Origin of the sequence: Arthrobacter sp. Marseille-P9274 (assembly GCF_946892675.1) — a bacterium.
Taxonomy (GTDB): domain Bacteria; phylum Actinomycetota; class Actinomycetes; order Actinomycetales; family Micrococcaceae; genus Crystallibacter.
On record NZ_CAMPOV010000002.1, the window covers coordinates 831492 to 853084 of the forward strand.

General features: G+C 65.7%; 19 protein-coding genes and 2 tRNA genes. 16 read left to right on the forward strand and 5 right to left on the reverse strand.

Going from position 1 to position 21593, the window contains the following annotated elements; genetic code table 11:
• Window positions 1-256: 256 nt before the first annotated feature.
• The 10 genes from dnaN (at window position 257) to OC550_RS17085 (ending at window position 10183) form a co-directional block, all read left to right on the forward strand.
• Window positions 257-1381, forward strand: a complete 1125-nt coding sequence (gene dnaN / locus OC550_RS17040) for a DNA polymerase III subunit beta (RefSeq protein WP_262107103.1) — start codon at window positions 257-259, stop codon at window positions 1379-1381.
• A gap of 57 nt (window positions 1382-1438) precedes the next feature.
• A complete protein-coding gene (gene gnd, locus OC550_RS17045; RefSeq protein ID WP_262107104.1) occupies window positions 1439-2347 on the forward strand; it encodes a phosphogluconate dehydrogenase (NAD(+)-dependent, decarboxylating) in 909 nt (302 codons plus the stop codon).
• Window positions 2348-2357: 10 nt separating this feature from the next.
• Window positions 2358-3548, forward strand: coding sequence for a DNA replication/repair protein RecF (gene recF, locus OC550_RS17050; RefSeq protein WP_262107105.1), 1191 nt, complete (start codon window positions 2358-2360; stop codon window positions 3546-3548).
• A 46-nt stretch (window positions 3549-3594) separates the two neighbouring features.
• Window positions 3595-4071 (forward strand): DUF721 domain-containing protein, encoded by a 477-nt coding sequence (locus OC550_RS17055; protein ID WP_262107195.1) that lies wholly within the window; start codon window positions 3595-3597, stop codon window positions 4069-4071.
• A gap of 258 nt (window positions 4072-4329) precedes the next feature.
• Window positions 4330-6396, forward strand: a complete 2067-nt coding sequence (gyrB, locus tag OC550_RS17060) for a DNA topoisomerase (ATP-hydrolyzing) subunit B (RefSeq protein ID WP_262107106.1) — start codon at window positions 4330-4332, stop codon at window positions 6394-6396.
• A gap of 58 nt (window positions 6397-6454) precedes the next feature.
• Window positions 6455-9130, forward strand: a complete 2676-nt coding sequence (gene gyrA, locus OC550_RS17065; protein WP_262107107.1) for a DNA gyrase subunit A — start codon at window positions 6455-6457, stop codon at window positions 9128-9130.
• Window positions 9127-9711: a DUF3566 domain-containing protein gene (locus tag OC550_RS17070; protein WP_262107108.1), complete on the forward strand. Its 585-nt coding sequence runs from the start codon at window positions 9127-9129 to the stop codon at window positions 9709-9711. The genes gyrA and OC550_RS17070 overlap by 4 nt, the downstream gene beginning before the upstream one ends.
• A 135-nt stretch (window positions 9712-9846) precedes the next feature.
• A tRNA-Ile gene (locus tag OC550_RS17075) sits at window positions 9847-9920 on the forward strand.
• Window positions 9921-9955: 35 nt separating this feature from the next.
• On the forward strand, window positions 9956-10072 hold the full coding sequence (locus OC550_RS17080) for a DLW-39 family protein (protein WP_262107109.1): 117 nt from the start codon (window positions 9956-9958) through the stop codon (window positions 10070-10072).
• Window positions 10073-10110: 38 nt separating this feature from the next.
• A tRNA-Ala gene (locus OC550_RS17085) sits at window positions 10111-10183 on the forward strand.
• A 119-nt stretch (window positions 10184-10302) separates the two neighbouring features.
• On the opposite strand, the gene OC550_RS17090 is transcribed toward OC550_RS17085, so the two are convergent.
• Both OC550_RS17090 and OC550_RS17095 read right to left on the reverse strand, forming a co-directional pair.
• Window positions 10303-11142: a glycosyltransferase family 2 protein gene (locus OC550_RS17090; RefSeq protein ID WP_262107110.1), complete on the reverse strand. Its 840-nt coding sequence runs from the start codon at window positions 11140-11142 to the stop codon at window positions 10303-10305.
• Window positions 11143-11227: 85 nt separating this feature from the next.
• Complete coding sequence (locus tag OC550_RS17095) at window positions 11228-12223, reverse strand: hypothetical protein (RefSeq protein WP_262107111.1); 996 nt, start codon at window positions 12221-12223, stop codon at window positions 11228-11230.
• A gap of 152 nt (window positions 12224-12375) precedes the next feature.
• Here OC550_RS17095 and OC550_RS17100 point away from each other — a divergent pair, with 152 nt between their 5' ends.
• The 3 genes from OC550_RS17100 to OC550_RS17110 all read left to right on the forward strand — a co-directional run bounded on the left by OC550_RS17100 (window position 12376) and on the right by OC550_RS17110 (window position 16507).
• Window positions 12376-12918 carry a peptidylprolyl isomerase gene (locus tag OC550_RS17100; RefSeq protein ID WP_262107112.1) on the forward strand — a complete coding sequence of 181 codons (543 nt, stop codon included), beginning with the start codon at window positions 12376-12378 and terminating at the stop codon, window positions 12916-12918.
• Window positions 12919-13172: 254 nt separating this feature from the next.
• Window positions 13173-13844, forward strand: coding sequence for a rhomboid family intramembrane serine protease (locus OC550_RS17105; protein WP_306556942.1), 672 nt, complete (start codon window positions 13173-13175; stop codon window positions 13842-13844).
• Between the two features lie 1481 nt (window positions 13845-15325).
• On the forward strand, window positions 15326-16507 hold the full coding sequence (locus OC550_RS17110; protein WP_262107114.1) for an NADP-dependent malic enzyme: 1182 nt from the start codon (window positions 15326-15328) through the stop codon (window positions 16505-16507).
• A gap of 55 nt (window positions 16508-16562) precedes the next feature.
• Here the strand turns inward: OC550_RS17110 and OC550_RS17115 are convergent, their stop codons facing one another.
• The gene (locus OC550_RS17115; RefSeq protein WP_262107115.1) at window positions 16563-17420 is read right to left on the reverse strand and encodes a CorA family divalent cation transporter; all 858 of its coding nucleotides are present in this window, start codon (window positions 17418-17420) and stop codon (window positions 16563-16565) included.
• Between the two features lie 13 nt (window positions 17421-17433).
• A complete protein-coding gene (locus OC550_RS17120; protein ID WP_262107116.1) occupies window positions 17434-17685 on the reverse strand; it encodes a cell division protein CrgA in 252 nt (83 codons plus the stop codon).
• 216 nt (window positions 17686-17901) lie between these two features.
• Between OC550_RS17120 and OC550_RS17125 the strand changes: the two genes are divergently transcribed.
• The 3 genes from OC550_RS17125 to OC550_RS17135 are packed head-to-tail and all read left to right on the forward strand — an operon-like array spanning window position 17902 to window position 19538.
• Window positions 17902-18723 (forward strand): class E sortase, encoded by an 822-nt coding sequence (locus OC550_RS17125; protein ID WP_262107117.1) that lies wholly within the window; start codon window positions 17902-17904, stop codon window positions 18721-18723.
• A gap of 3 nt (window positions 18724-18726) precedes the next feature.
• Entirely contained in the window at window positions 18727-18891 is a 165-nt protein-coding gene (locus OC550_RS17130; protein WP_262107118.1) for a hypothetical protein, read from the forward strand.
• Window positions 18892-18893: 2 nt separating this feature from the next.
• Window positions 18894-19538, forward strand: a complete 645-nt coding sequence (locus OC550_RS17135) for an aminodeoxychorismate/anthranilate synthase component II (RefSeq protein WP_262107119.1) — start codon at window positions 18894-18896, stop codon at window positions 19536-19538.
• 106 nt (window positions 19539-19644) lie between these two features.
• Here the strand turns inward: OC550_RS17135 and pknB are convergent, their stop codons facing one another.
• On the reverse strand, window positions 19645-21588 hold the full coding sequence (gene pknB / locus OC550_RS17140) for a Stk1 family PASTA domain-containing Ser/Thr kinase (protein WP_262107120.1): 1944 nt from the start codon (window positions 21586-21588) through the stop codon (window positions 19645-19647).
• Window positions 21589-21593 lie beyond the last annotated feature (5 nt).

Genomic DNA, 21593 nt, shown 5'->3' on the forward strand with positions numbered 1-21593 from the left:
TTTCCACAGTAGTTATTAACACTACGAATCCCATTTTTTGGGCTTTGCCAAATAACATCTGCTTTCCCACCAGCCTCGAACCTTCGCAAACCCACAGACCGCTACCGCTCGATGCGTGAACCGCCGCGCGGCGGCTAAGCTTGCACAGAGAATTGTTGTCATTGGCCTTCCGCTGCCGAACCGCCCCGACTGGAGCCGGCCGGAGAACGCCAATGACCTTCCCCGGCATGTTCGTTGCGAAAGGCGGCACACTTCAGTGAAGTTCAGAGTTGATCGGGATGTCCTGGCTGAGGCCGTTACGTGGACAGCCCGCTCGCTGTCTCCTCGCCCACCCGTACCCGTGCTTTCGGGCCTGCTCATCAACGCCGAAAACGGCACGGTCAGCCTGGCCAGCTTCGACTACGAAATCTCGGCACGCCTACAGATTCCAGCCGACGTCAGCGAAGAAGGAACGATCCTCGTCTCCGGCCGGCTGCTGGCCGACATCTCACGCAGCTTGCCGTCGGCACCGGTCGATATCGAAACGGACGGCTCCAAGGTCACGCTGACCTGCCGCAGCAGCCGGTTCAACCTGGCCACCATGCCGGTTGCGGACTACCCCGAGCTGCCCGCGTTGCCGGAAACCAGCGGAATTGTCGACGGAGACGCCTTCGCCGAAGCCGTCAGCCAGGTCATCATTGCTGCCAGCCGTGATGACACCTTGCCGATCCTCACCGGCGTGCGCATGGAGATCGAGGACGACCAAATCACGCTGCTCTCGACGGACCGCTACCGGCTTGCCCTTCGGGAACTGAAGTGGCGGCCCGCCACACCGGGCATTTCCACCAGTGCCCTGGTCAAGGCCAAGACCCTCAGCGAAGTCGCGAAGACTCTTGGCGGAGCGGGCGATCTCAGCATCGCGCTGTCCGACAACAGCGAACTCATCGGCTTTGAAAGCGGCGGCCGGCGGACAACGTCGCTGCTCGTGGACGGCGACTACCCCAAGATCCGTTCGCTGTTCCCGGAGAACACCCCGATCCATGCCACCGTGGAAACGTCAGTCCTGGTTGAGGCAGTCCGGCGCGTCTCGCTGGTGGCCGAGCGGAACACCCCGGTGCGGCTTGCCTTCACCCAGGGCCAGCTGGCCCTCGACGCCGGCACCGGCGAAGATGCGCAGGCCTCCGAGGTGCTTGAAGCCGCGCTGATCGGCGACGACATCACGGTCGCCTTCAACCCGCATTACCTGTCCGAAGGCCTGAACGCGTTCAGCAGCAAGTACGTCCGGTTCTCTTTCACGACGCCGCCAAAGCCTGCCGTCCTGTCGGCCCAGGATGACCTCGAGGGCCAGGACCGGGAAGACTATCGCTACCTGCTCATGCCGGTTCGCCTGCCCAACCAGTAGGCGGCGCCCCACCCACCGCCTGCACGTCCGGCCACAACCGCGGAAAGAGGGATCCACATGCACATAGGCCTGATCGGCCTCGGCAGAATGGGTTTCAACATGCGCAAACGCTTCCGGGAAGGCGGGATCGAGGTCACCGGGTATGACCGAAATGCGGACGTGACCGACGTCGAAACCCTCGACCAGCTGGTGGCGGCTCTTCCGGCTCCGCGGACCGTGTGGGTGATGGTTCCGGCCGGCGAGGTCACTGCATCGGTTATCGCCGATCTTGCGGACAAGCTGGCGGCGGGCGACCTCGTGATCGACGGCGGCAATTCGAAGTACACCGAGGACCAGAAGCACCATGAGTTGCTCGCAGCGCGCGGGATCGATTTCATCGATGTCGGCGTTTCCGGAGGCATCTGGGGCCTGGCCAACGGCTACGGCCTGATGGCCGGCGGCAGCCCCGAACGTATCGCCGCCGCAATGCCGTTGTTCGACGCGCTGCGACCGGAAGGGCCGCGCGAACAGAGTTTCGTCCATGTCGGTGAAATCGGGGCCGGGCACTACGCGAAGATGGTGCACAACGGCGTCGAGTACGGACTTATGCAGGCCTATGCCGAAGGGTACGAGCTGCTCGAGGCCAAGGACATCGTCAAGGATGTTCCCGGGACCTTCCGAGCTTGGCAGAAGGGCACCGTAGTGCGGTCCTGGCTGCTCGATCTGATGGTGAAGGCCTTGGAGGAGGATCCGGGCCTCGCCCGGACCGCCGGCTACGTCGAGGATTCGGGCGAGGGCCGATGGACCGTCGCGGAAGCCCTCGACAACGCCGTTCCCGCCCCGGCCATTACGGCCGCGGTTTTCGCCAGGTTCGCCTCAAGGCAGGAAGACGCCCCGGCCATGAAAATGGTGGCGGCCCTTCGCAATCAGTTCGGCGGACACGCCGTACGCAAGCCCGGTCAAGGCCGGGAGACCAACCAGAAGTAGCCCGTTCAAGGTGTTTGTAGAGTACTTATCGCTGACCGATTTCCGGACCTACCCGCAGCTTGACCTCGCCCTGCAGCCGGGGACAACCGTGCTGGTCGGCCCCAACGGCATCGGCAAGACCAACATTGTCGAAGCCATCGGCTACCTGGCCTCGCTGTCGTCCCACCGCGTGAGCTCGGACGGACCGCTGGTTCGGTTCGGAGCCGAGCAGGCTCTGGTCCGGGCCAAAGTGGTCCGCGGCGGACAGGCCACCTCTCTTGAGCTTGAACTCAATCCCGGCAAGGCGAACCGGGTGCGCATCAACCGGGCCAACCCGGTGCGGGCCCGGGATTCCCTGGGCATCCTGCGGACGGTCTTGTTCGCGCCGGAGGACCTGGCACTGGTGAAGGGCGACCCGGGAAACCGACGCCGCTTCCTCGACGAACTGCTCACAAGTCTGGTTCCCCATCACGCGGCGACCCGGAGCGACTTCGAGCGGGTACTCAAGCAGCGCAACGCCCTGCTCAAATCCGCCCGCAGCAGCGGTCGCTTCACGGCAGCCCACGAGTCGACGCTTGAGGTCTGGGACCAGCACATGGCACAGGCCGGCGCCGCCCTGCTGCGCGGCAGGCTGGATGTGGTGCGGCTGGTCCAACCGCACCTGCACGCCGCGTATGCCTCGCTGACCGACGGGTCCAAGGCCGCGCAGGCTGTCTACAGGTCCACGATCGACACCCAGCTTTCGGACGACGGGGAGATAGAGAACGACGGCGGAGCATCACCGGGGCTGCTGGAGGACCTGAGCGTTCCTGAACTGGCGCAAAAATACCTCGACGAGTTCAAGCGACAGCGGAAAAAGGAAGTCGAGCGCGGTGTTTCGCTGGTCGGACCGCATCGTGACGAGCTGGAGTTGTTGCTCGGTCCGGCGCCGGCCAAGGGGTATGCGTCGCACGGCGAAACCTGGTCGATGGCGTTGTCGCTTCGGCTCGCCTCCTACCATGTCTTCTGCGAGGACGACCGGTCGCCGGGAGCGACTCCGGTGCTCATCCTGGACGATGTCTTCGCCGAGCTGGACACCGGCCGCAGGAACCGGCTGGCCGAGGTGGTCTCCGGGGCGGAGCAGGTCATCGTCACGGCCGCTGTCGCGGAGGATATTCCGGCGGCGCTCCAGGGCGCACAGCTGGTGGTGGTTTCCGGGGGTGTGACCGCCGGTGCCAGCTAAGGAACCTCATCCTGAGGAACGCGACGAGATCGACGCCGCCAAGGCGATGCTGAACCGGGTCAGGGAGGCGGCCACCAACCGCGGCGAGGTGCGCGCCCGAGGCGGGAACCGCCGTCGTACTTCCGGCAAATCCCCCGTTGAGCGCGGCACCCTTTCCCACAGCGGCGGGCGTGATCCACAGGGGCTCGGCACGGTCTTCGGCCGCCTGGTCCGCGACCGGGGCTGGGCGTCCCCCGTTGCGGTGGGTTCGGTCATCTCGCGCTGGGACGAACTCGTCGGCGGGGACATCGCCGCGCACTGTCGGCCGGAAAGCTTCCAGGATTCGACCGTGCAGGTGCGCTGCGATTCCACGGCCTGGGCGACGCAGCTGCGGCTGCTCACCACCCCTTTGCTGAAGCGGTTCGACGAGGCTCTGGGCCCCGGCGTCGTCACTAAAATCCAGGTCTTGGCGCCGGCTGCCCCGAACTGGCGCAAGGGCAAGCGGACTGTGGGCGGCCGCGGACCGCGCGATACCTACGGCTGATTTCCACAGAGATATCCACAATCCGGGCCGAGGCAGCGGCGGAATGCGCAGGCGGCGTGTAGAGCGTAGCGGAGCCCTCCGGACATACCGGCCCCCATCCGGCACCCGGAAAATGCCGCACGTGCCATGTTCTTGCCCGTTCAGGGGCATTTAAGGCAAGATTCCACCCCGCGACACGGTAGAATTGCGGGTGCGGCGCCTTTCCCGTACGGGAGGGCGCCGGAACATGAGACGGAACTTGAGGAGTCGACGGCAACTGTGGCGCAGGACAACGAGCAGGCAAACACCGGCCCAGAATCTCCGGAGCAGCAGGAAACCCCCGCGCACGGGTACGGCGCCGGCGACATCACCGTCCTCGAGGGGCTCGAGGCAGTCCGCAAGCGCCCGGGCATGTACATCGGTTCCACGGGACCGCGCGGCCTGCACCACCTGGTGTACGAGGTGGTCGACAACTCGGTGGACGAGGCGCTGGCCGGCTACTGTGACACCATCGACGTGACGCTGCTGGCCGACGGCGGCGTCCGGGTGAGGGACAACGGCCGCGGCATCCCGGTGGACATGCACCCGAGCGAGGGCCGTCCGACGGTCCAGGTCGTCATGACCATCCTGCACGCGGGCGGCAAGTTCGGCGGCGGCGGCTACGCCGTCTCCGGCGGCCTCCACGGCGTGGGCATTTCCGTGGTCAACGCGCTCTCCCGCCGGGTCGAGACGGAGGTGCGGCGCCAGGGCTTCGTATGGCACCAGTCCTTTGCCGACGGCGGCAAGCCGGTCGGTGACCTGCGCAAGGGCGAGCCGACGGAAGAGACCGGCACCATCCAGACGTTCTGGCCGGACCCGGAGATCTTCGAGGTCACCGAGTTCGATTTCGAGACGCTCCGCGCGCGCTTCCAGCAGATGGCGTTCCTGAATAAGGGCCTGAAGATCACGCTGACGGACGAGCGCAACCCGGAATCCAACATCTCCGAGGACGAGGACGTCAACCTGGACGCCACGGCGTCGGACGTGGAGATGACCCCCGAGCACCGCAAGGTCGTCTACAAGTATGACAACGGCCTGCTGGACTACGTCACCCACCTGAACTCCTCGAAGAAGGTGGACGTGATCCACCCGGAGGTGATCGCGTTCGAGAGCGAGGACCCCGAGCGGCGGATGTCGGTCGAGGTCGCGATGCAGTGGACCACGTCCTACTCGGAGAGCGTCCATACCTACGCCAACACGATCAACACGCACGAGGGCGGCACCCACGAAGAGGGCTTCCGCGCCGCCATGACCACCCTGATCAACCGCTATGCGCGGGAGAAGAACCTGATCAAGGAGAAGGAAGACAACCTCACCGGCGAGGACATCCGCGAGGGCCTGACCGCGGTGATCTCGATGAAGCTGGGCGAGCCGCAGTTCGAGGGCCAGACGAAGACCAAGCTCGGCAACTCGGAGGCGCGCGGCTTCGTCCAGCGCGTCATGGGCGAAGAACTGAGCGACTGGCTCGAGCGCAACCCCGGCCCGGCGCGGGACGTCATCCGCAAGTCCGTCCAGGCCTCGCAGGCCCGGCTGGCCGCGCGCAAGGCCCGGGAATCCACCCGCCGCAAGGGCCTGCTGGAATCCGGCGGCATGCCGGGCAAGCTCAAGGACTGCTCCTCCAAGGATCCGTCCGTGTCCGAGATCTACATCGTGGAGGGTGACTCGGCCGGCGGTTCTGCCGTGCGCGGCCGGAATCCGGAAACCCAGGCGATCCTGCCGCTGCGCGGCAAGATCCTGAACGTGGAGCGGGCCCGCCTGGACCGGGCGCTCGGCAACGCCGAGGTCCAGGCCATGATCACCGCGTTCGGCGCAGGCATCGGCGAGGACTTCGACGTCGAAAAGGCCCGCTACCACAAGATCGTGCTGATGGCGGATGCGGACGTGGACGGCCAGCACATCACCACGCTGCTGCTTACCCTGTTGTTCCGCTACATGCGGCCGCTGATCGAGGAAGGCTACGTGTACCTGGCGCAGCCGCCGCTGTATCGCATCAAGTGGTCCAACCATGCGCACGACTACGTGTTCAGCGACCGGGAACGGGACGAATGTGTCCGCAAGGGCCTGGCCAACAACCAGCGCCTGCCCAAGGAGAACGGCATCCAGCGCTACAAGGGCCTGGGCGAGATGGACTACACGGAACTGTGGGATACCACGATGGATCCGGAGCACCGCACGCTGCTGCAGGTCACCATGGAGGACGCCGCAGCCGCGGACCAGATCTTCGCCGTGCTGATGGGCGAAGACGTGGAGTCGCGCCGCACCTTCATCCAGCAGAACGCGAAGGATGTGCGGTTCCTGGACATCTAGTCCGGCCCGCATCATCCCTGCCTCGGCGACCCCTGACTTTCACAGAAGGAACTGATTTATGAGCGACGAAGAGACCCCGGACCTGCCGGAGAACGCAACCGGCGGAGACGCTCCCTTGGAGGGGGAGGTGCTGACGGACCGGGTGGAGCAGGTGGACCTGCAGACCGAGATGCAGCGTTCCTACCTCGACTACGCCATGGCTGTCATCGTGGGTCGTGCGCTGCCGGACGTGCGGGACGGCCTCAAGCCCGTGCACCGGCGCGTGCTGTACGCAATGTTCGACGGCGGCTACCGGCCGGAGCGCGCCTTCAATAAGTGTGCGCGCGTGGTCGGCGAAGTCATGGGCCAGTACCACCCGCACGGCGACTCGGCTATCTACGATGCCTTGGTGCGCCTGATCCAGGACTGGATCATGCGGTATCCGCTGGCCCTCGGCCAGGGCAACTTCGGTTCCCCCGGCAACGACGGCGCGGCCGCCCCGCGTTACACCGAGACCAAAATGGCGCCGCTGGCCATGGAGATGGTCCGGGACATCGACGAGGAAACCGTCGATTTCCAGGACAACTACGACGGCAAGAACCAGGAACCGACCATCCTGCCGGCGCGCTTCCCGAACCTGCTGGTCAACGGCTCCTCGGGCATCGCCGTCGGTATGGCCACCAATATTCCGCCGCACAACCTGCGCGAGGTGGCCGAGGGTGTGCAGTGGTACCTGGACCACCCGGAGGCCAGCCGCGAGGAGCTGCTCGAGGCACTGCTCCAGCGGATCAAGGGCCCGGACTTTCCGACGGGTGCCCAGATCCTGGGGCACAAGGGCATCGAGGACGCCTACCGGACCGGCCGCGGCTCAATCACCATGCGCGCCGTGGTCAATGTCGAGGAGCTGCAGGGCCGCACATGCCTGGTGGTCACCGAACTGCCGTACCAGGCCAATCCGGACAACCTTGCGGTCAAGATCGCGGACCTGGTCAAGGACGGCAAGGTCGGCGGCATTGCGGACATGCGCGACGAGACGTCCGGCCGCACCGGCCAGCGGCTGGTCATCGTGCTCAAGCGCGACGCCGTCGCCAAGGTCGTGCTGAACAACCTCTACAAGCACACGCAGCTGCAGGAGAATTTCGCCGCGAACATGCTGGCGATCGTCGACGGGGTGCCGCGTACGCTGACGCTGGACGCCTTCGTCCGCCACTGGGTCACACACCAGCTGGAAGTCATCGTCCGCCGCACCCGGTACCGGCTGCGCAAGGCGGAGGAAGAGGCACACATCCTGCGCGGCCTGCTGAAGGCGCTGGATGCGCTGGACGAGGTCATCGCCCTGATTCGCGCGTCGGCCACCACCGAGGAAGCGCGTGACGGCCTGATTGGGCTGCTGGACATCGACGAGCTGCAGGCCCGGGCCATCCTCGATATGCAGCTGCGCCGGCTGGCCGCCCTCGAACGGCAGAAGATCCAGGACCGGCACGCCGAACTCGAGCGGATGATCACGGAGTTCAACCGGATCCTCGCGTCCGAGCAGGTCCAGCGCGGGATCGTCAGCGACGAGCTCGCAGAGATCGTGGCCAAGTACGGCGACGACCGCCGGACCCAGATCATGATGGGCTACGGCGGCGATATGAGCATGGAGGACCTCATCCCCGAAGAGGAGATGGTGGTCACCATTACCCGCGGCGGGTACGTCAAGCGCACGCGCAGCGACAACTACCGGTCCCAGCAGCGCGGTGGCAAGGGCATCCGCGGCGCGCAGTTGCGCGGCGATGACATCGTGGAGCACTTCTTCGTGACGACGACGCACCACTGGCTGCTGTTCTTCACCAACCTGGGCCGCGTGTACCGGGCCAAGACGTACGAGCTGGCCGAGGGCGGACGGGACGCGAAGGGCCAGCACGTGGCGAACCTGATGGCGTTCCAGCCGGACGAGCGGATCGCCCAGGTCCTGGACCTGAGGGATTACCAGCAGGCTCCGTACCTGGTCCTGGCGACGAAGCGCGGGCTGATCAAGAAGACCCGGCTGGAGGACTACGACACCAACCGGTCGGCCGGCGTTATCGCGATCAACCTGCGCGAGGGCGACGAACTGGTGTCGGCCCGCCTGGTTTCCGAGACGGACGACCTGATGCTGGTTTCCGGCCGCGGGCAGTCGCTCCGGTTTACCGCGACGGATGAGGCTCTGCGCCCGATGGGCCGCGCGACCTCCGGCGTCACTGGCATGAAGTTCCGCGAGGACGACGAGCTCCTTGCGGCCGATGTGGTGACCGATGAGTCCTTCGTCTTCATCGTCACGGCCGGCGGCTACGCCAAGCGCACCAAGGTCGAGGAATACCGGGTGCAGGGCCGCGGCGGCCTGGGCATCAAGGTCGGCAAGTACCAGGAAGAACGGGGCCACCTGGTCGGGGCCCTCATCGTCCAGGAAGAGGACGAGGTCCTTGTGGTCATGGCCAGTGGAAAGGTCGTCCGTTCCAGCGTGACCGGCGTGCCTGCCAAGGGCCGGGACACCATGGGCGTTATCTTTGCTAAACCGGACAAGAAGGACCGCATTATCGCCGTCGCACGCAACACCGAGCGCACCCTCACGGTTGAGGACGACGACGAGCAACCGGCCGAGGGATTGGTAGAGGTCTCGGTCGTGCCGGAATCTGCGCAGCAGGCTACGGATGAAGTACCGTTGAATGCAGATCAGCTGCCGGCTGAGGCAGATGGTGCCGAGCAGGGGCCCGAAGACGGAGGTAACGAGTGAGTACGCCTAACACGCCACGGCCGGGTGCCCGGCCGGCCAACGCACCACGGGCGGGAACAACTCGCACTGCTACACCGGCCAAGCCGACCCAACGGCCCTCCGCCGGAGCGGCCCAGAAGCCGGGCGCCGCGCGCCAGGTACCTCAGCGTCCCGCCCAGCGGCCGAGCAACGGGCAGGGTGGCCGGCCCGGACTGGTGCGGCCCGCACCGAAGGCCAAGGCCCGGCGGGCGCGCCTGCTGGTCAGCAAGGTCGATCCGTGGTCGGTGCTGAAGATGGCCTTCCTGCTTTCCGTTGCCCTCGGCATCGTCACGGTGGTCGCATCCATCGTGCTGTGGACCACCCTGGACATCACCGGCATCTTCGACCGGGTCAATGACCTGCTGACCGAGATTGCCGGCACCGAAGGCGGAGCCTTCGACCTCCGCGCCTATGCCTCGCTGGGACAGGTCGCCTCGTTCGCGACGATCATCGCCGTCGTCAATGTGGTCCTCCTGACCGCACTGGCCATGCTCTCCGCGGTGCTCTACAACATCTCGGCCACACTGGTCGGCGGCATCGGCGTCACGCTGACCGACGACTAGGATCCGAAGCGGCAGGCCCCTCTCCCAGGAGAGGGGCCTACCGCTTTAACCAGGGGTTCCTGTACCCGCGGGACCGCCGATTTGAAGTTCGGCGGAGGTGTGCTGTAGAGTCTTATCTCGGCCCGAGAGGCAAGAGGGCGTATAGCTCAGGCGGTTAGAGCGCTTCGCTGATAACGAAGAGGTCCCAGGTTCAAGTCCTGGTACGCCCACGGAAATCCTGTTTCCGATCCCACGGGAGGACACTGTGAAGAAGTTGCTGGTATTGGCAGCGGCGATCGCGGGTGCCCTCGCCTACAAGAAGTGGCAGGAATCCGAAGCGGAGAAGTCCGCTTGGAGCAAGGCGACCGATAAGGTCGACTAGCTCAAGTTTCCGCCGGCACTGTCAGCGGAAATCCCCTCGGGGGCATGGCGCAATTGGTAGCGCACCTGCTTTGCAAGCAGGGGGTTAGGGGTTCGAGTCCCCTTGCCTCCACCGAGAAGAGATCCCGGTCCACACGGACCGGGATCTTTTGCTATCCGGACTGAACCCGGGTCCGGTCCGCGGGTTCCGCTGGCCGGGCTCACAAGCAGGCGCTGCCGGCCCGCCGCGGCTCACATCCCGCCGCGCGGGACGACTTGGCGCGTCCTGGCCTGATGCACCCTCCGCAGGAGCTTGGCGGGGTAATAGACGCCCATGAAGATGAGCCTCGGCGCCCGCAGGAGGCGCTTCCTGATTTTGTGGTTGGCGTAAGTCCGGTCGAAGCGCGTGACGTAGTAGCGGTAGTCCTTCGGCGAATCCTCGAGCCTCCGCGCGGACATTCCGCTCACCATCTCCGGGACATAGAGGATCTTGAGCGCGTGGTCGGCCAGATGGACGGAGATGTCGATGTCTTCGTGCATCTCGTCGGTCTCATCGCGGCAGACATCGTTCCGGATGACCATCCAGGCTTCACGGCGGACGGCCATGTTGGATCCGAAGAGGAAGTGGTACTGCTTCTTGGCCAGCTTCAGCACGAACCTGCGCATCTGATCGTCGGCCTGCAGGCCGAAGCGCCGCAGCGGCATGTCGTAGTACAGAACGGGGCCGGTGGCCGCCATGACTTCCGGGTCCGAAAAGGCGTTCTGGACCTGCTCGACCCAGTCTGGTTCCAGAATTGAGTCGGCGTCTATGCGGCCGAGTACGTCGCCCTCAGCCCGGTCCAGTCCGAAATTCCGGGTAGGGATCAGGCCTTGCTCCTCGTCCTGCCGCAGCAGCTTCAGGGGCGCGTCGGGGTACTCGGCCTGCACTTGCCTGACGAGGTCGGCGGTGCCGTCCGTTGATTTATTGTCGACGACGATGATCTCGGCGGCGGGCACGGATTGGTAGAGCGCGGCGAAGAGGCATTGGCGGATGACGGATTCTTCGTTGAAGGCGGGGATCACAATCGAGATGCTCGGTTTGGCTGGCTCCACGCCCCGAATCTATCAATCCGGCTACTGGGGACAAAGAGGGGCCCCTGCTTCACTGAAGCAGGGGCCCCGATTCGAACGGCAGGTCCTACAGCGAGGTATCCTTGCCGTTCTCCTTGGCCTTGGCAGCCTCGTCGGCCGAGGCACGCGCCACGCGGGCTGCGCCTTCCGCCGCGCTGCCGGTCTTGGCAGCATCGGCAGCAGCACTGTTGGCGTCGCCGGAAGCCGCAGCGGCTTCGTGGGCAGCCTCAGCTGACTTCTTGGCAGCGCTTTCCTGAACATCCGCGGCATGGCGGGCGGTCCCGGCTGCCGTGGACGTGCTGGCCTCCGACGGTGCCGTGAAGCCAACAGTCTTCGCGGTTTCACCAGCCGGCGATGCGGATGTGGCCGACGTGCTGGGAACGGCTGCCGGAGTCGGAGTCACCGGTGTCTTCCACGGATCTTCGACGGGCCGGGCCGCGCGCCATGCGGCGATGCCTGCGGCAACGGCAGCAGCAATGACGCCCAGGATCAGCCAAACCTTGCCCTTGCCCGACTTCTGCTGGCTCCGCAGGTCCTTGGCAGCCTGCTTCGCAGCCGCGGCGGCCGCCTTCCGGCCCTTGCGGACGGCCTTCTTGGAGCCCGTGAGCGTGACGACAGCGCTTTCCACCTTGCCGGCGCCGTAGCCCTTGTCCAAGCTGCGGGAAACGTTGTCCGCAGCGGTCCCGAGTTTGGTGGACAGGGTCGGGATGTAGCCGCCGACCACCTTGTCCTTGGCGTGGGTCAGTGCCGGGGCGGCCTTGTCCAGCGTGACCTGGAGGCGCGGGGCCGCGTCGTCGACGATCTGGGAGATCTTCGGAGCGATCTTCTCCAGTTCTTCCTGGATCTTCGGAGTCACGGTTGTGACGCCCAGCGAAAGCTCATGCGCAGCCTTCTGGATTCCTTCCTGAATCCGCGGGGACGCGGTCTCGATGCCCTTCTCAATGCGGGGCACGGCCCAGTTCCGGGCTGCTACCACTCGGGGTGCGGCCCACCCTTTCGCGTTTTCCACCCCGATGACCACGGTGCCTTCAAGGTCACGGGCAATTCGTTCGTTTCTCTTCACTACTACCTCCCGGAGATGGCAACGGTTCTTTCTTAGCCTACGTTGTGCCCCGCGGAGGTGCTATGCACCGCACGGAATATTCGGGAGTTTCACTGAGCGCGGAACCGTCGGACAGAGGATGATTCCCGCGTCTTGCGTGGAAGAATGAGCCTATGACTGCTATTCCCACAGCCAAAGCCACTATCCACACGAACCACGGCGACATCGTGGTCAACCTGTTCGGCAATCACGCGCCCAAGACCGTGAAGAACTTCATCGGACTGGCCACGGGCGAGATCACATGGAAGCACCCGGCTACGGGCGAGGAATCCAACGCGCCCCTGTATGACGGCGTGATTTTCCACCGCATCATCAAGGACTTCATGCTGCAGGGCGGCGACCCGCTCGGCCAGGGTGTCGGCGGCCCCGGTTACCAGTTCGACGACGAAATCAATCCCGACCTCGACTTCACCCAGCCGTACAAGCTGGCCATGGCGAATGCAGGAATCCAGGGCGGCCGCGGCACCAACGGCTCCCAGTTCTTCATCACGACCGCGCCGACGACCTGGCTGCAGGGCAAGCACACCATCTTCGGCGACGTGGCGGACGAAGCTTCCCGCGCCGTCGTCGACAAGATCAACAACGTTGCCACGGACATGCGCGACAAGCCGCTCGAAGACGTGGTTATCAACAACATCAGCGTCGAGAAGCTCTAGCCACCTCTTTGTCCCCGCCCCGTCTTCCATGACCGGGCGGGGACAACTTTTTGCAGGAGAACTTTCCCATGTCCTTTGGAATGCAGGCGCAGCCACCGACGTCGGCGGTCCCCGTGTGTCCCCGCCACCCCGACCGGGTTTCGTACGTGCGTTGCCAGCGGTGCGGCCGACCGGCCTGCCCGGAGTGCCAGCGCAGCGCCGCGGTCGGAGTCCAGTGCGTCGACTGCGTGCGGGAAGCCTCCCGCAGCATTCCTGTGACCCGCACGGTGTACGGCGGAGCCGTCGCTCCGGGGAGGCCACTGGTTACGATCGTGCTGATTGCGATGTGCGCCGGGGCCTACCTTATGCAGTGGCTGGTGCCAGGCTTCACGGAGATGTTCTGGTACGCCCCGCTCTACACCTTGCCTAACCCCGTCTACGACGCCGAGCCGTGGCGCATGCTCACCAGCGCGTTCCTGCATTCCCAGGGATTCTTCCTGCACATTGCCTTCAACATGTATGCCCTGTGGATCCTCGGCAGCCATCTCGAACCGCTGCTCGGCCGCGCCCGGTTCCTGGCCCTGTACCTGCTTTCCGCTATCGGTGGATCCGTCGCCGTCCTGCTGTTGTCTTCGCCGAATGTTCCCGTCCTTGGAGCCTCCGGGGCGGTCTTCGGCCTCTTCGGCGCGCTGTTCATTGTCCAGCGGCAGCGCGGCGGAGAGGTTAAGTCGCTGCTGATCCTGATCGGCATCAACGTGGTGCTGGGCTTCGTGGTCTCCGGCATCTCCTGGCAGGCCCACCTGGGCGGCCTGGTCACAGGGACGCTGGCGGCGCTCGTCCTGGCCTACGCGCCGCGGGGCAAGAACCGGACGCTCCTGCAGAGCGGCGGCCTCGTGCTTCTGTTCCTGATCCTGGCGGGCGTGACCGCCTTCACCGCGAGCGGTTAGGAGCGGGGCCCTGCGGCCGGTCTGCACATTGCCCTTTGGGCGGTGCAGGCCGGCCGTTCTTTTTAAGCCGGGCGACTGGACCTGTTTCTCCCCCGGGCAGCGTGCGGCGGCTCTATTTGAGACCTTCTCCCGGGGTTATCCACATGGTGTGTCCACAGCGGGGATAACTTACACACATGTCATTCCACACGTGTGGAAACCGTCGTGGCGGCGATTAAGGCGTGGAAGTGATCTTCACCAGCCCAAGTTATGCACTCCTGTGGAAAACTCTGTGCACAAGTGTGAACAAGATGGAGCGGGTACTGCAGGGCGCCGCCCTGTCGCGCCATTGCTGGAACGTCGTCTTTGGTGCTGCTCAGATGGGGGGCGCTCGCCGCGCTTCTGATCGGGCCCTTGAGTCGGGTCTCCGGGCCACTCGTTCGAATCGCACTCCGTCACACTTGCGGGGCAGTTCAGGGCATCTACACGTTTGGGAGGCGCGGCTGTGGAGAGCTCCTGCCAGGCGGACCAGCGGAAGCGTTAGGCGGCTTCCACAGACCGCCTGCGGGCGCCTGACCGTCCACAGCCCCGCCGGGATCGGACGTGCGGGATCGGACACGCTTCCACAGTCCCGGCGCGTTTGAATCTTCATGGAGGGCTGGAGGGCTGGAGGGCTGGAGGGCTGGCGGGAAAGCCGGGCCCGCCTCGCATGTACGAAGTGCGGCCCTGGGAAGCTGTGGGAATCGAGAAAGCCTGAGTCGCTGGTTTTGGCGAGGGAGCCCACGTTCCCGAGCCTTCGCAACCAAGTCCGGGCAGGACTGCCTGTCAATTTGCCACCTTGAAATGGCCGATTCCAGTGAGTCCCCGACTGGATTTCCCCAGCCGACTTCACATCTGTGGATAGTTATCCACACGAGTTATGCACAGAGTGGAAAACTTACACTTCTGTAGTTTCCCCTCCGAGTCGCTCTATCGGGCCCTAGAAGCCGATCTTGGGACTAAGGTCCTCCAGAGTTTTGCACCGCTGTGGATAACTCTGTGCACATCTGTGCAAACTACATGTCTTGAGAACTCTCGGTTCGTAGACCGCTGAATGCAGTGAGCGGAACGCTGGGAATTCCTTCATCCGAACATGACGTGTGCGAACGGACCGAGGGTGCGCAGCGGGAGGAACGGAGCCAGGGAACTCGGGTGCAGAAGGCCGACATTCGGGAAACATTGGCATAACAATCGGAAATGTGACGGGGTGGGCCTGTCCGATCCGGTAACGTGGAACAACCAGTGTCCGGCTCGACCAGCCGGATCCTCCAGACGGTCGCCGGCGGAACCGGGCGGCGGTCGAGCAAGTAACGCTGTGCGTACCGCATCTGAGGACAGCCGCCAGCCGCGGCTCCTGCCAGGTAGAGGAACAGCCCTCCTGTACTTCGAGCCGTATGCACGCGCCGCGTTGCCCGACCATGATGACTCTTCCGGATAGCCGGAGCAGAGGAAAAGGAATTCAAGTGACTGCCGAAGCCATCAGCACCTCTCCGATCGAACTGACCAGCGAAGAAATCTTCGCCGCGCACGAAGGTGGAAAACTCGCCGTCGGACTCACCGCACCGCTGGAGTCGAAGCGCGACCTCTCCATCGCCTACACGCCGGGTGTCGCCCAGGTCAGCCGGGCGATCCACGCCGACCCGGAGCTCGCCCGCCAGTACACCTGGGCTTCGCGGCTCGTCGCCGTCGTCAGCGACGGCAGCGCCGTCCTCGGCCTCGGCAATATCGGCGCCAGCGCCTCCCTGCCTGTCATGGAGGGCAAGTCTGCGCTGTTCAAGCAGTTCGCCGGCCTGGACTCCATCCCCCTGGTCATCGAGTCCAACGACGTGGATGAGATTGTCGAAACCGTCGTGCGGATGCGCTCGAGCTTCGGTGCGGTCAACCTGGAAGACATCTCGGCGCCGCGCTGCTTCGAGATCGAAGCCCGCCTGATCGAGGCGCTGGACATGCCCGTCATGCACGACGACCAGCACGGCACGGCCGTGGTGGTCCTCGCTGCGCTCATGAACTCGGCCACCTTCGTGGGCCGCGAGCTCTCGTCGCTGAAGGTCGCCATCTCGGGCGCCGGCGCTGCGGGCATCGCGGTAGCCGAGATCCTGCTGTCCGCAGGGATCGCAGACGTGACGATCCTGGACTCCCGCGGCGTTATCCACACCGGCCGCGAGGACTTGACGCCGATCAAGGCGGAGTACGCCGCCCGCACCAACCCGCGCGGTACGACCGGGGGCATCGTTGAGGCGCTTGACGGCGCCGACGTCTTCATCGGCGTTTCCGCCGGCACCATCCCGGAGGAGGCGCTGGCGGGGATGTCCGACGACGCGATCGTCTTCGCGCTGTCCAACCCAGATCCGGAGGTCCACCCGGAGATCGCGGCGAAGTACGCCAAGGTCGTAGCCACCGGCCGCAGCGACTTCCCGAACCAGATCAACAACGTGCTGGCATTCCCGGGCATCTTCCGGGGCGCCCTCGATTCCGGAGCCCGGCGCATCACGTCCGGCATGAAGGTGGCCGCGGCCAACGCCATCGCCGGCATCGCCGCGGAGGAGCTGAGCGCCGCCTACGTCATTCCGAGCCCGCTGGATCCCCGGGTCGCTCCGGCCGTCACCGCGGCCGTGAGCGCGGCGGCCGAGGACGCCAAGGCCTGAGCCCAAGATCCGAACCGGTGCCCGCCCCTCTTCGAAGAGCGGCGGGCACCGGCCTTTAAAGCCACCTGTTGCGTCTGAACGCGACGTACAGCCCCAGGCTCATGGCGAGCATGAGCAGCAGTGCCAGCGGGTACCCCCAGAGCCAGTGGAGCTCAGGCATGAAGCGGAAGTTCATGCCGTAGACGGTCCCGACCAGCGTCGGTGCGAAGAGAATGGCGGCCCAGGCCGAGATCCGCTTGACCTGTTCGTTCTGCCGTACCGAGGTCTCGGTCATCCGCTCGGCGGCCAGCGTGGCACTGAGGCTCAGCGCATTCTGCAGCAGGGACCGGAAGGCCTGGGCCTGCTGCTTCTGGCGTACGGCCAGGTCCTGGACATGCCGCAGCCGGTGTCGCACCACCGGGTTGGACTCCGGCCCGTCCAGCTGGTCATGCATCCCGGCGAGAACCGGCTCGTAATCGGTCGTCACACGGTCGAGGATGCCGGTGAAGGCCGCCAGCGGTCCCTGCCGCAGCAGGTGCGGATTCGCTTCCAGCGCCTGGAATACCTGGTCGAGGTCGGGAAAGTTGTCCTGTTGGACGGTGATGATGAAGTCCGGCCCCAAAAAGACGTGGAGTTCGCTGAACCTGACGCGGTTCCCGTCCTCCACATAGCGGGCCGGGCGCAGGACCGCCAGCAGCGTGGACTCGAAATGTCCCAGCTTTGCCCGGGGATGGCCCAGGCGGGCGTCGTCGACGAAGAGCGCGGGAAGGCTGAATTCCCTGGCCACGGCCTCGAGTTCAGCTGGATCAGGCTTGTGCAGGCCGATCCAGCTGGTGCCGGTGAGCCGGCGGCGCGCCTCGAACGCCTCGTCGAGGCTGTCGGGGCTGAGCACCCGGACGCCGTCGACGAAGATCTTGTTCCCGGTCAGCGCCACGGCCGCTGCCGTCTTAGGAACGCCAGCGCGTAGTCATCATGAAGCCCACGATCGCGATCCCGAACCCGATGAGGATGTTCCAGGACCCGGCCGCCGCGATCGGCCACTGGGCCTCGGTGATGTAGAACACGATGATCCAGAACAGGCCGATCACCATGAGGCCGAACATCACCGGCTTGAACCAGACGGGGTTCGGCTTGTACTGCGGTGCCGCCGCCGCCTCGGGCCTGCGCTCGGTCCGCTTACGGGGCTTCGACTCTGGCACTGATCCTCCTTGCGGTCCGGCACCAAGCCGGGCGGGCCGCCGTCGTTATGGGAAAAACGGGAAATTCCGGCTGGCCGTACAAGGTATTCTGCATAGTGAGACTTTGGAAAACCAGCACCTTCTTGCGGTTTCAGTCTAGCTAATACTGCCGGCGGCCGGCGCCAGCCCACGGGCGTATGCCTGCGGCCGCGGCAGACGGGTGATGCGTGGAGGACCATGACGGACGTGAAGGATGCAGCTGCGCCGACACGCCGGGCTGCCCACGGCAAAGCCAAGGGAAACGAACGACGGCGGCGCAGTCCGTTCCGGGTCATCGTTCAGGTGTTCGGCGAGCTGATGATTACGGCCGGGCTCGTGCTGCTGCTGTTCGTGGCCTGGGAGCTATGGTGGACCAACATCGAGTCGAACCAGAAGCAGGACGAGGCGCTCAGCAGCCTGTTCGAGGAGTTCCAGCAGGCACCCGCCGTGCCGGTGCCGCAAAACAGCGATGGCGGGGACTCGCCTGAGCCGGCCGCCCCGCCGGTGCTGGACGAACCGGCGGAGGGCGAGACTTTCGGCGTCATCTACATTCCGCGGTTCGGCGAGAATCACGCGCGGCCGCTGACCGGCGGGGTCGGGCTCGACGTGCTCGACACGCTGGGCCTGGGGCACTACCCCGGGACGCAGATGCCCGGAGAAGTCGGGAACTTCGCCGTCGCCGGCCACCGGCAGACCCATGGGCAGGTGCTGGACCTTATCCACACCCTGGTGCCAGGCGACAAGATCTACATCCAGACCAAGGATGGCTTCTACACCTACGTGTTCCGCAACAACCAGATTGTGATGCCGGACCAAGTGGATGTGATCGCGCCGGTGCCCACGCTACCCGACGCCAAGCCGACCGAGCGGTTCCTGACGATGACCAGCTGCAACCCGCGGTTCGGCGCCGAAGAGCGGATCATCGCCTACGCCGTCATGGACAATTGGCAGCCGGCTTCCCAGGGGCCGCCGAAGGAAATAGCGGAGCGCGTTGCCGAGTTCTATGGAAAGGGAGGCTGATCCATGTACGCCTGGATCTTCCGGCATCTGCCCGGACCGCTGTGGGTGCGGATCATCCTGTCCTTGCTGCTGGTGGCCGCCGCCGTAGTACTGCTGATGGAGTACGCGTTCCCCTGGCTCTCGCAGTTCAATCCCTTGACCGACTCGACGATTGGCATTACTGAATAACCATGACCACGACCCCGCGCATTCTAGTTGTCGACAACTACGACAGCTTTGTCTACACCCTGGTGGGCTACCTGCAGCAACTCGGTGCCGAGACCACCGTTGTCCGCAATGACGACGTGACCCTCGAGGAAGCCGCCGAACTGGCCACTTCCCGCGACGGCGTCCTCATCTCCCCCGGCCCGGGCAACCCCGCCGAGGCCGGCGTGTGCATCGACCTGATCAAGTGGTGCGGCGACCGGGACAAGCCGATGCTCGGAGTCTGCCTGGGCCACCAGGCGCTGGCGGAGGCCTATGGCGGCACCGTCACGCACGCGCCCGAGCTGATGCACGGCAAGACCTCGCAGGTGCTGCACCGCGGGCAGAACGTCTTCGCCGGCGTGCCAAGCCCGTTCACCGCCACGCGCTACCACTCGCTGGCCGCGGTGCGCGAAACCATCCCCGCGGAGCTGGAGATCACCGCGGAGACCGAGGGCGGCGTGGTGATGGGCCTGGCGCACCGTTCGGCGCCGCTGTGGGGAGTGCAGTTCCACCCGGAGTCCGTGCTGACCGAGTCCGGCTACCTGATGCTGGGCAACTGGCTCGAGTCCCTCGGCATGGAGGGCGCCGCGGCCAGGGCCGCCGAGCTGAGCCCGCTCATCACGAAGTAGCCCCTGACCGGCCCGGCGGCAGATAACGGCCGCCGGGAGCAGCTGCCGGGGTAACGGGTGGCTACAAGTGGTCGCGGCCCGCCGCTGCGGGGCGCCAGCGGATCGGTTAGTCTCCGCTGTCCCCTTCGTCCTTCGTGTCGTCGCCGCTGTCAGAGTTGCTGGACTTGTCGTTGGTTTCCTTGGGCTTCGGCGTCTGCGTCGGCTTTGACGTTTCCTTCTCCGGCTCGATCGCGACGCTGATCGTGATCTCGGTGCCCTGGTCCACGTCACCGCCCGCGGCGTGGCTCTGCGCGACAACGGTGCCGGGGGCCACCACCTCGTTCTCGACCCGGACCACGTGGTACGGGAGCGCCACGGCCGGATCGTCCCTCAGGAGGCTGATGGCCTCGTCCTCCGTCGTGCCCACCAGCTCGGGCACGGTGACCATGCCGGTGGAGATCACCAGGTCCACGGTGGAGCCGGTCTTGACCTTCTCGCCCGCCCTGGGATCCGTGCCCACGACGTTGCCGCGCGGCACGGTGGCGCTGTTGGCCGAAATGTTCTCCCCCGGTGTCACGCCGATCTGGCGCAGCATGTCGCGAACCTCGCCCTCCGTACGCCCGCTGAGGTTTTCCGGAATTTCGGCGAACTCTTTGCCCTGCGAGACCAAAACGCGCACTTCGCTGTCCGGCAGCGCCATCGCGCCGGCAGCGGGATCCGAGTCGATCACTTCGCCGACCGCGACGTCTTCGCTGAATTGCTCCTCGACGATGGGTCGGAGGCCCGCCCTGGTGATGGCGTTGGCCGCGTCCGTCTCCTCCATGCCCGCGATGGACGGTACCGCGACGGCATCCGGCTCGGCGTTCTGCAGGAAGTTGACCAGGAAGAACGCGCCGGCGGCCAGCAGCAGCAGCATCGCGATGAGCAGCGTGGTGATCCAGGCCCGCCGGCGTGAACGACGGCTGGAGGCTTCTTCCGCGTCATTATCCGGCCGCATCCCGAGGGACAGGGCGGCCGTGTGCTGCTCGGCCGTGTCCGTGCCGGCGAAGCCCTCGTCGTCGTACGCTTCCTCCGGCGAGACTGCAGCCTCCGGCGTGTACGGCGCCATCCCGCCCGCCTGGGGGACGGGGACGGGATAGGGGGCCGCGCTCAGGGCGGCCGTGGGTGCGGGCTGCGCCGGCATCGCTTCGGTCCGCGTATCCGCGGTGCTGACGACGGCGACGCCCGCCTTGGCGCCTTCGAGGGCCGCCCTGAACGACGCGGCGTCCTGGAACCGGTCCGCCTTGTCCTTCTGCAGGCCGCGGGCCAGCACCGAATCCAGGGCTGCACTGACTTTAGGGTTGTACCGGCTCGGCGGGTCCGGATGCTCCCGGACATGCTGGTAGGCGACGGAGACGGGGCTCTCGCCGACGAAAGGCGGCCGGCCGGCCAGCATTTCGTAAAGCAGGCAGGAGGCGGAATACAGGTCGCTCCGGGCGTCCACGGTCTCTCCGCGGGCCTGCTCAGGCGACAGGTACTGCGCCGTGCCCAGGACCGCCTGGGTTTGCGTCATGGTCGCGGCCGAATCCGCCAGCGCCCGGGCGATGCCGAAGTCCATGACCTTGACGTTCCCGTCCGGCGTCACCATGACGTTGGCGGGCTTGATGTCGCGGTGGACGATGCCGGAGCGGTGGCTGTACTGCAGGGCGGACAGGACCCCGAGGGCGTAATCGATGGCCTGGTCAATGCCCAGTTCGCCGGACTTGATCAGGTCCCTCAGGGTGCGGCCCCTGACGTACTCCATGACGATGAAGGGGGCCTTGACGTCGTGGGCCGCGGCGCCGGGCAGTTCCTGCTCGCCCGTGTCGTAGACGGCGACGATCGCCGGATGGTTCAGCCCGGCGACGGCCTGGGCCTCCCGGCGGAAGCGCGACTGGAAGACCGGGTCGCGGGCCAGGTCGGCGCGGAGTTCCTTGATCGCCACGGTACGCCCAAGGCGGATGTCACGGCCGAGGTGCACATCGGCCATGCCACCGCGGCCGATGAGTTCACCTACTTCGTAACGTCCGTTGAGGATCTGTGGCGTTTCCACCGAAT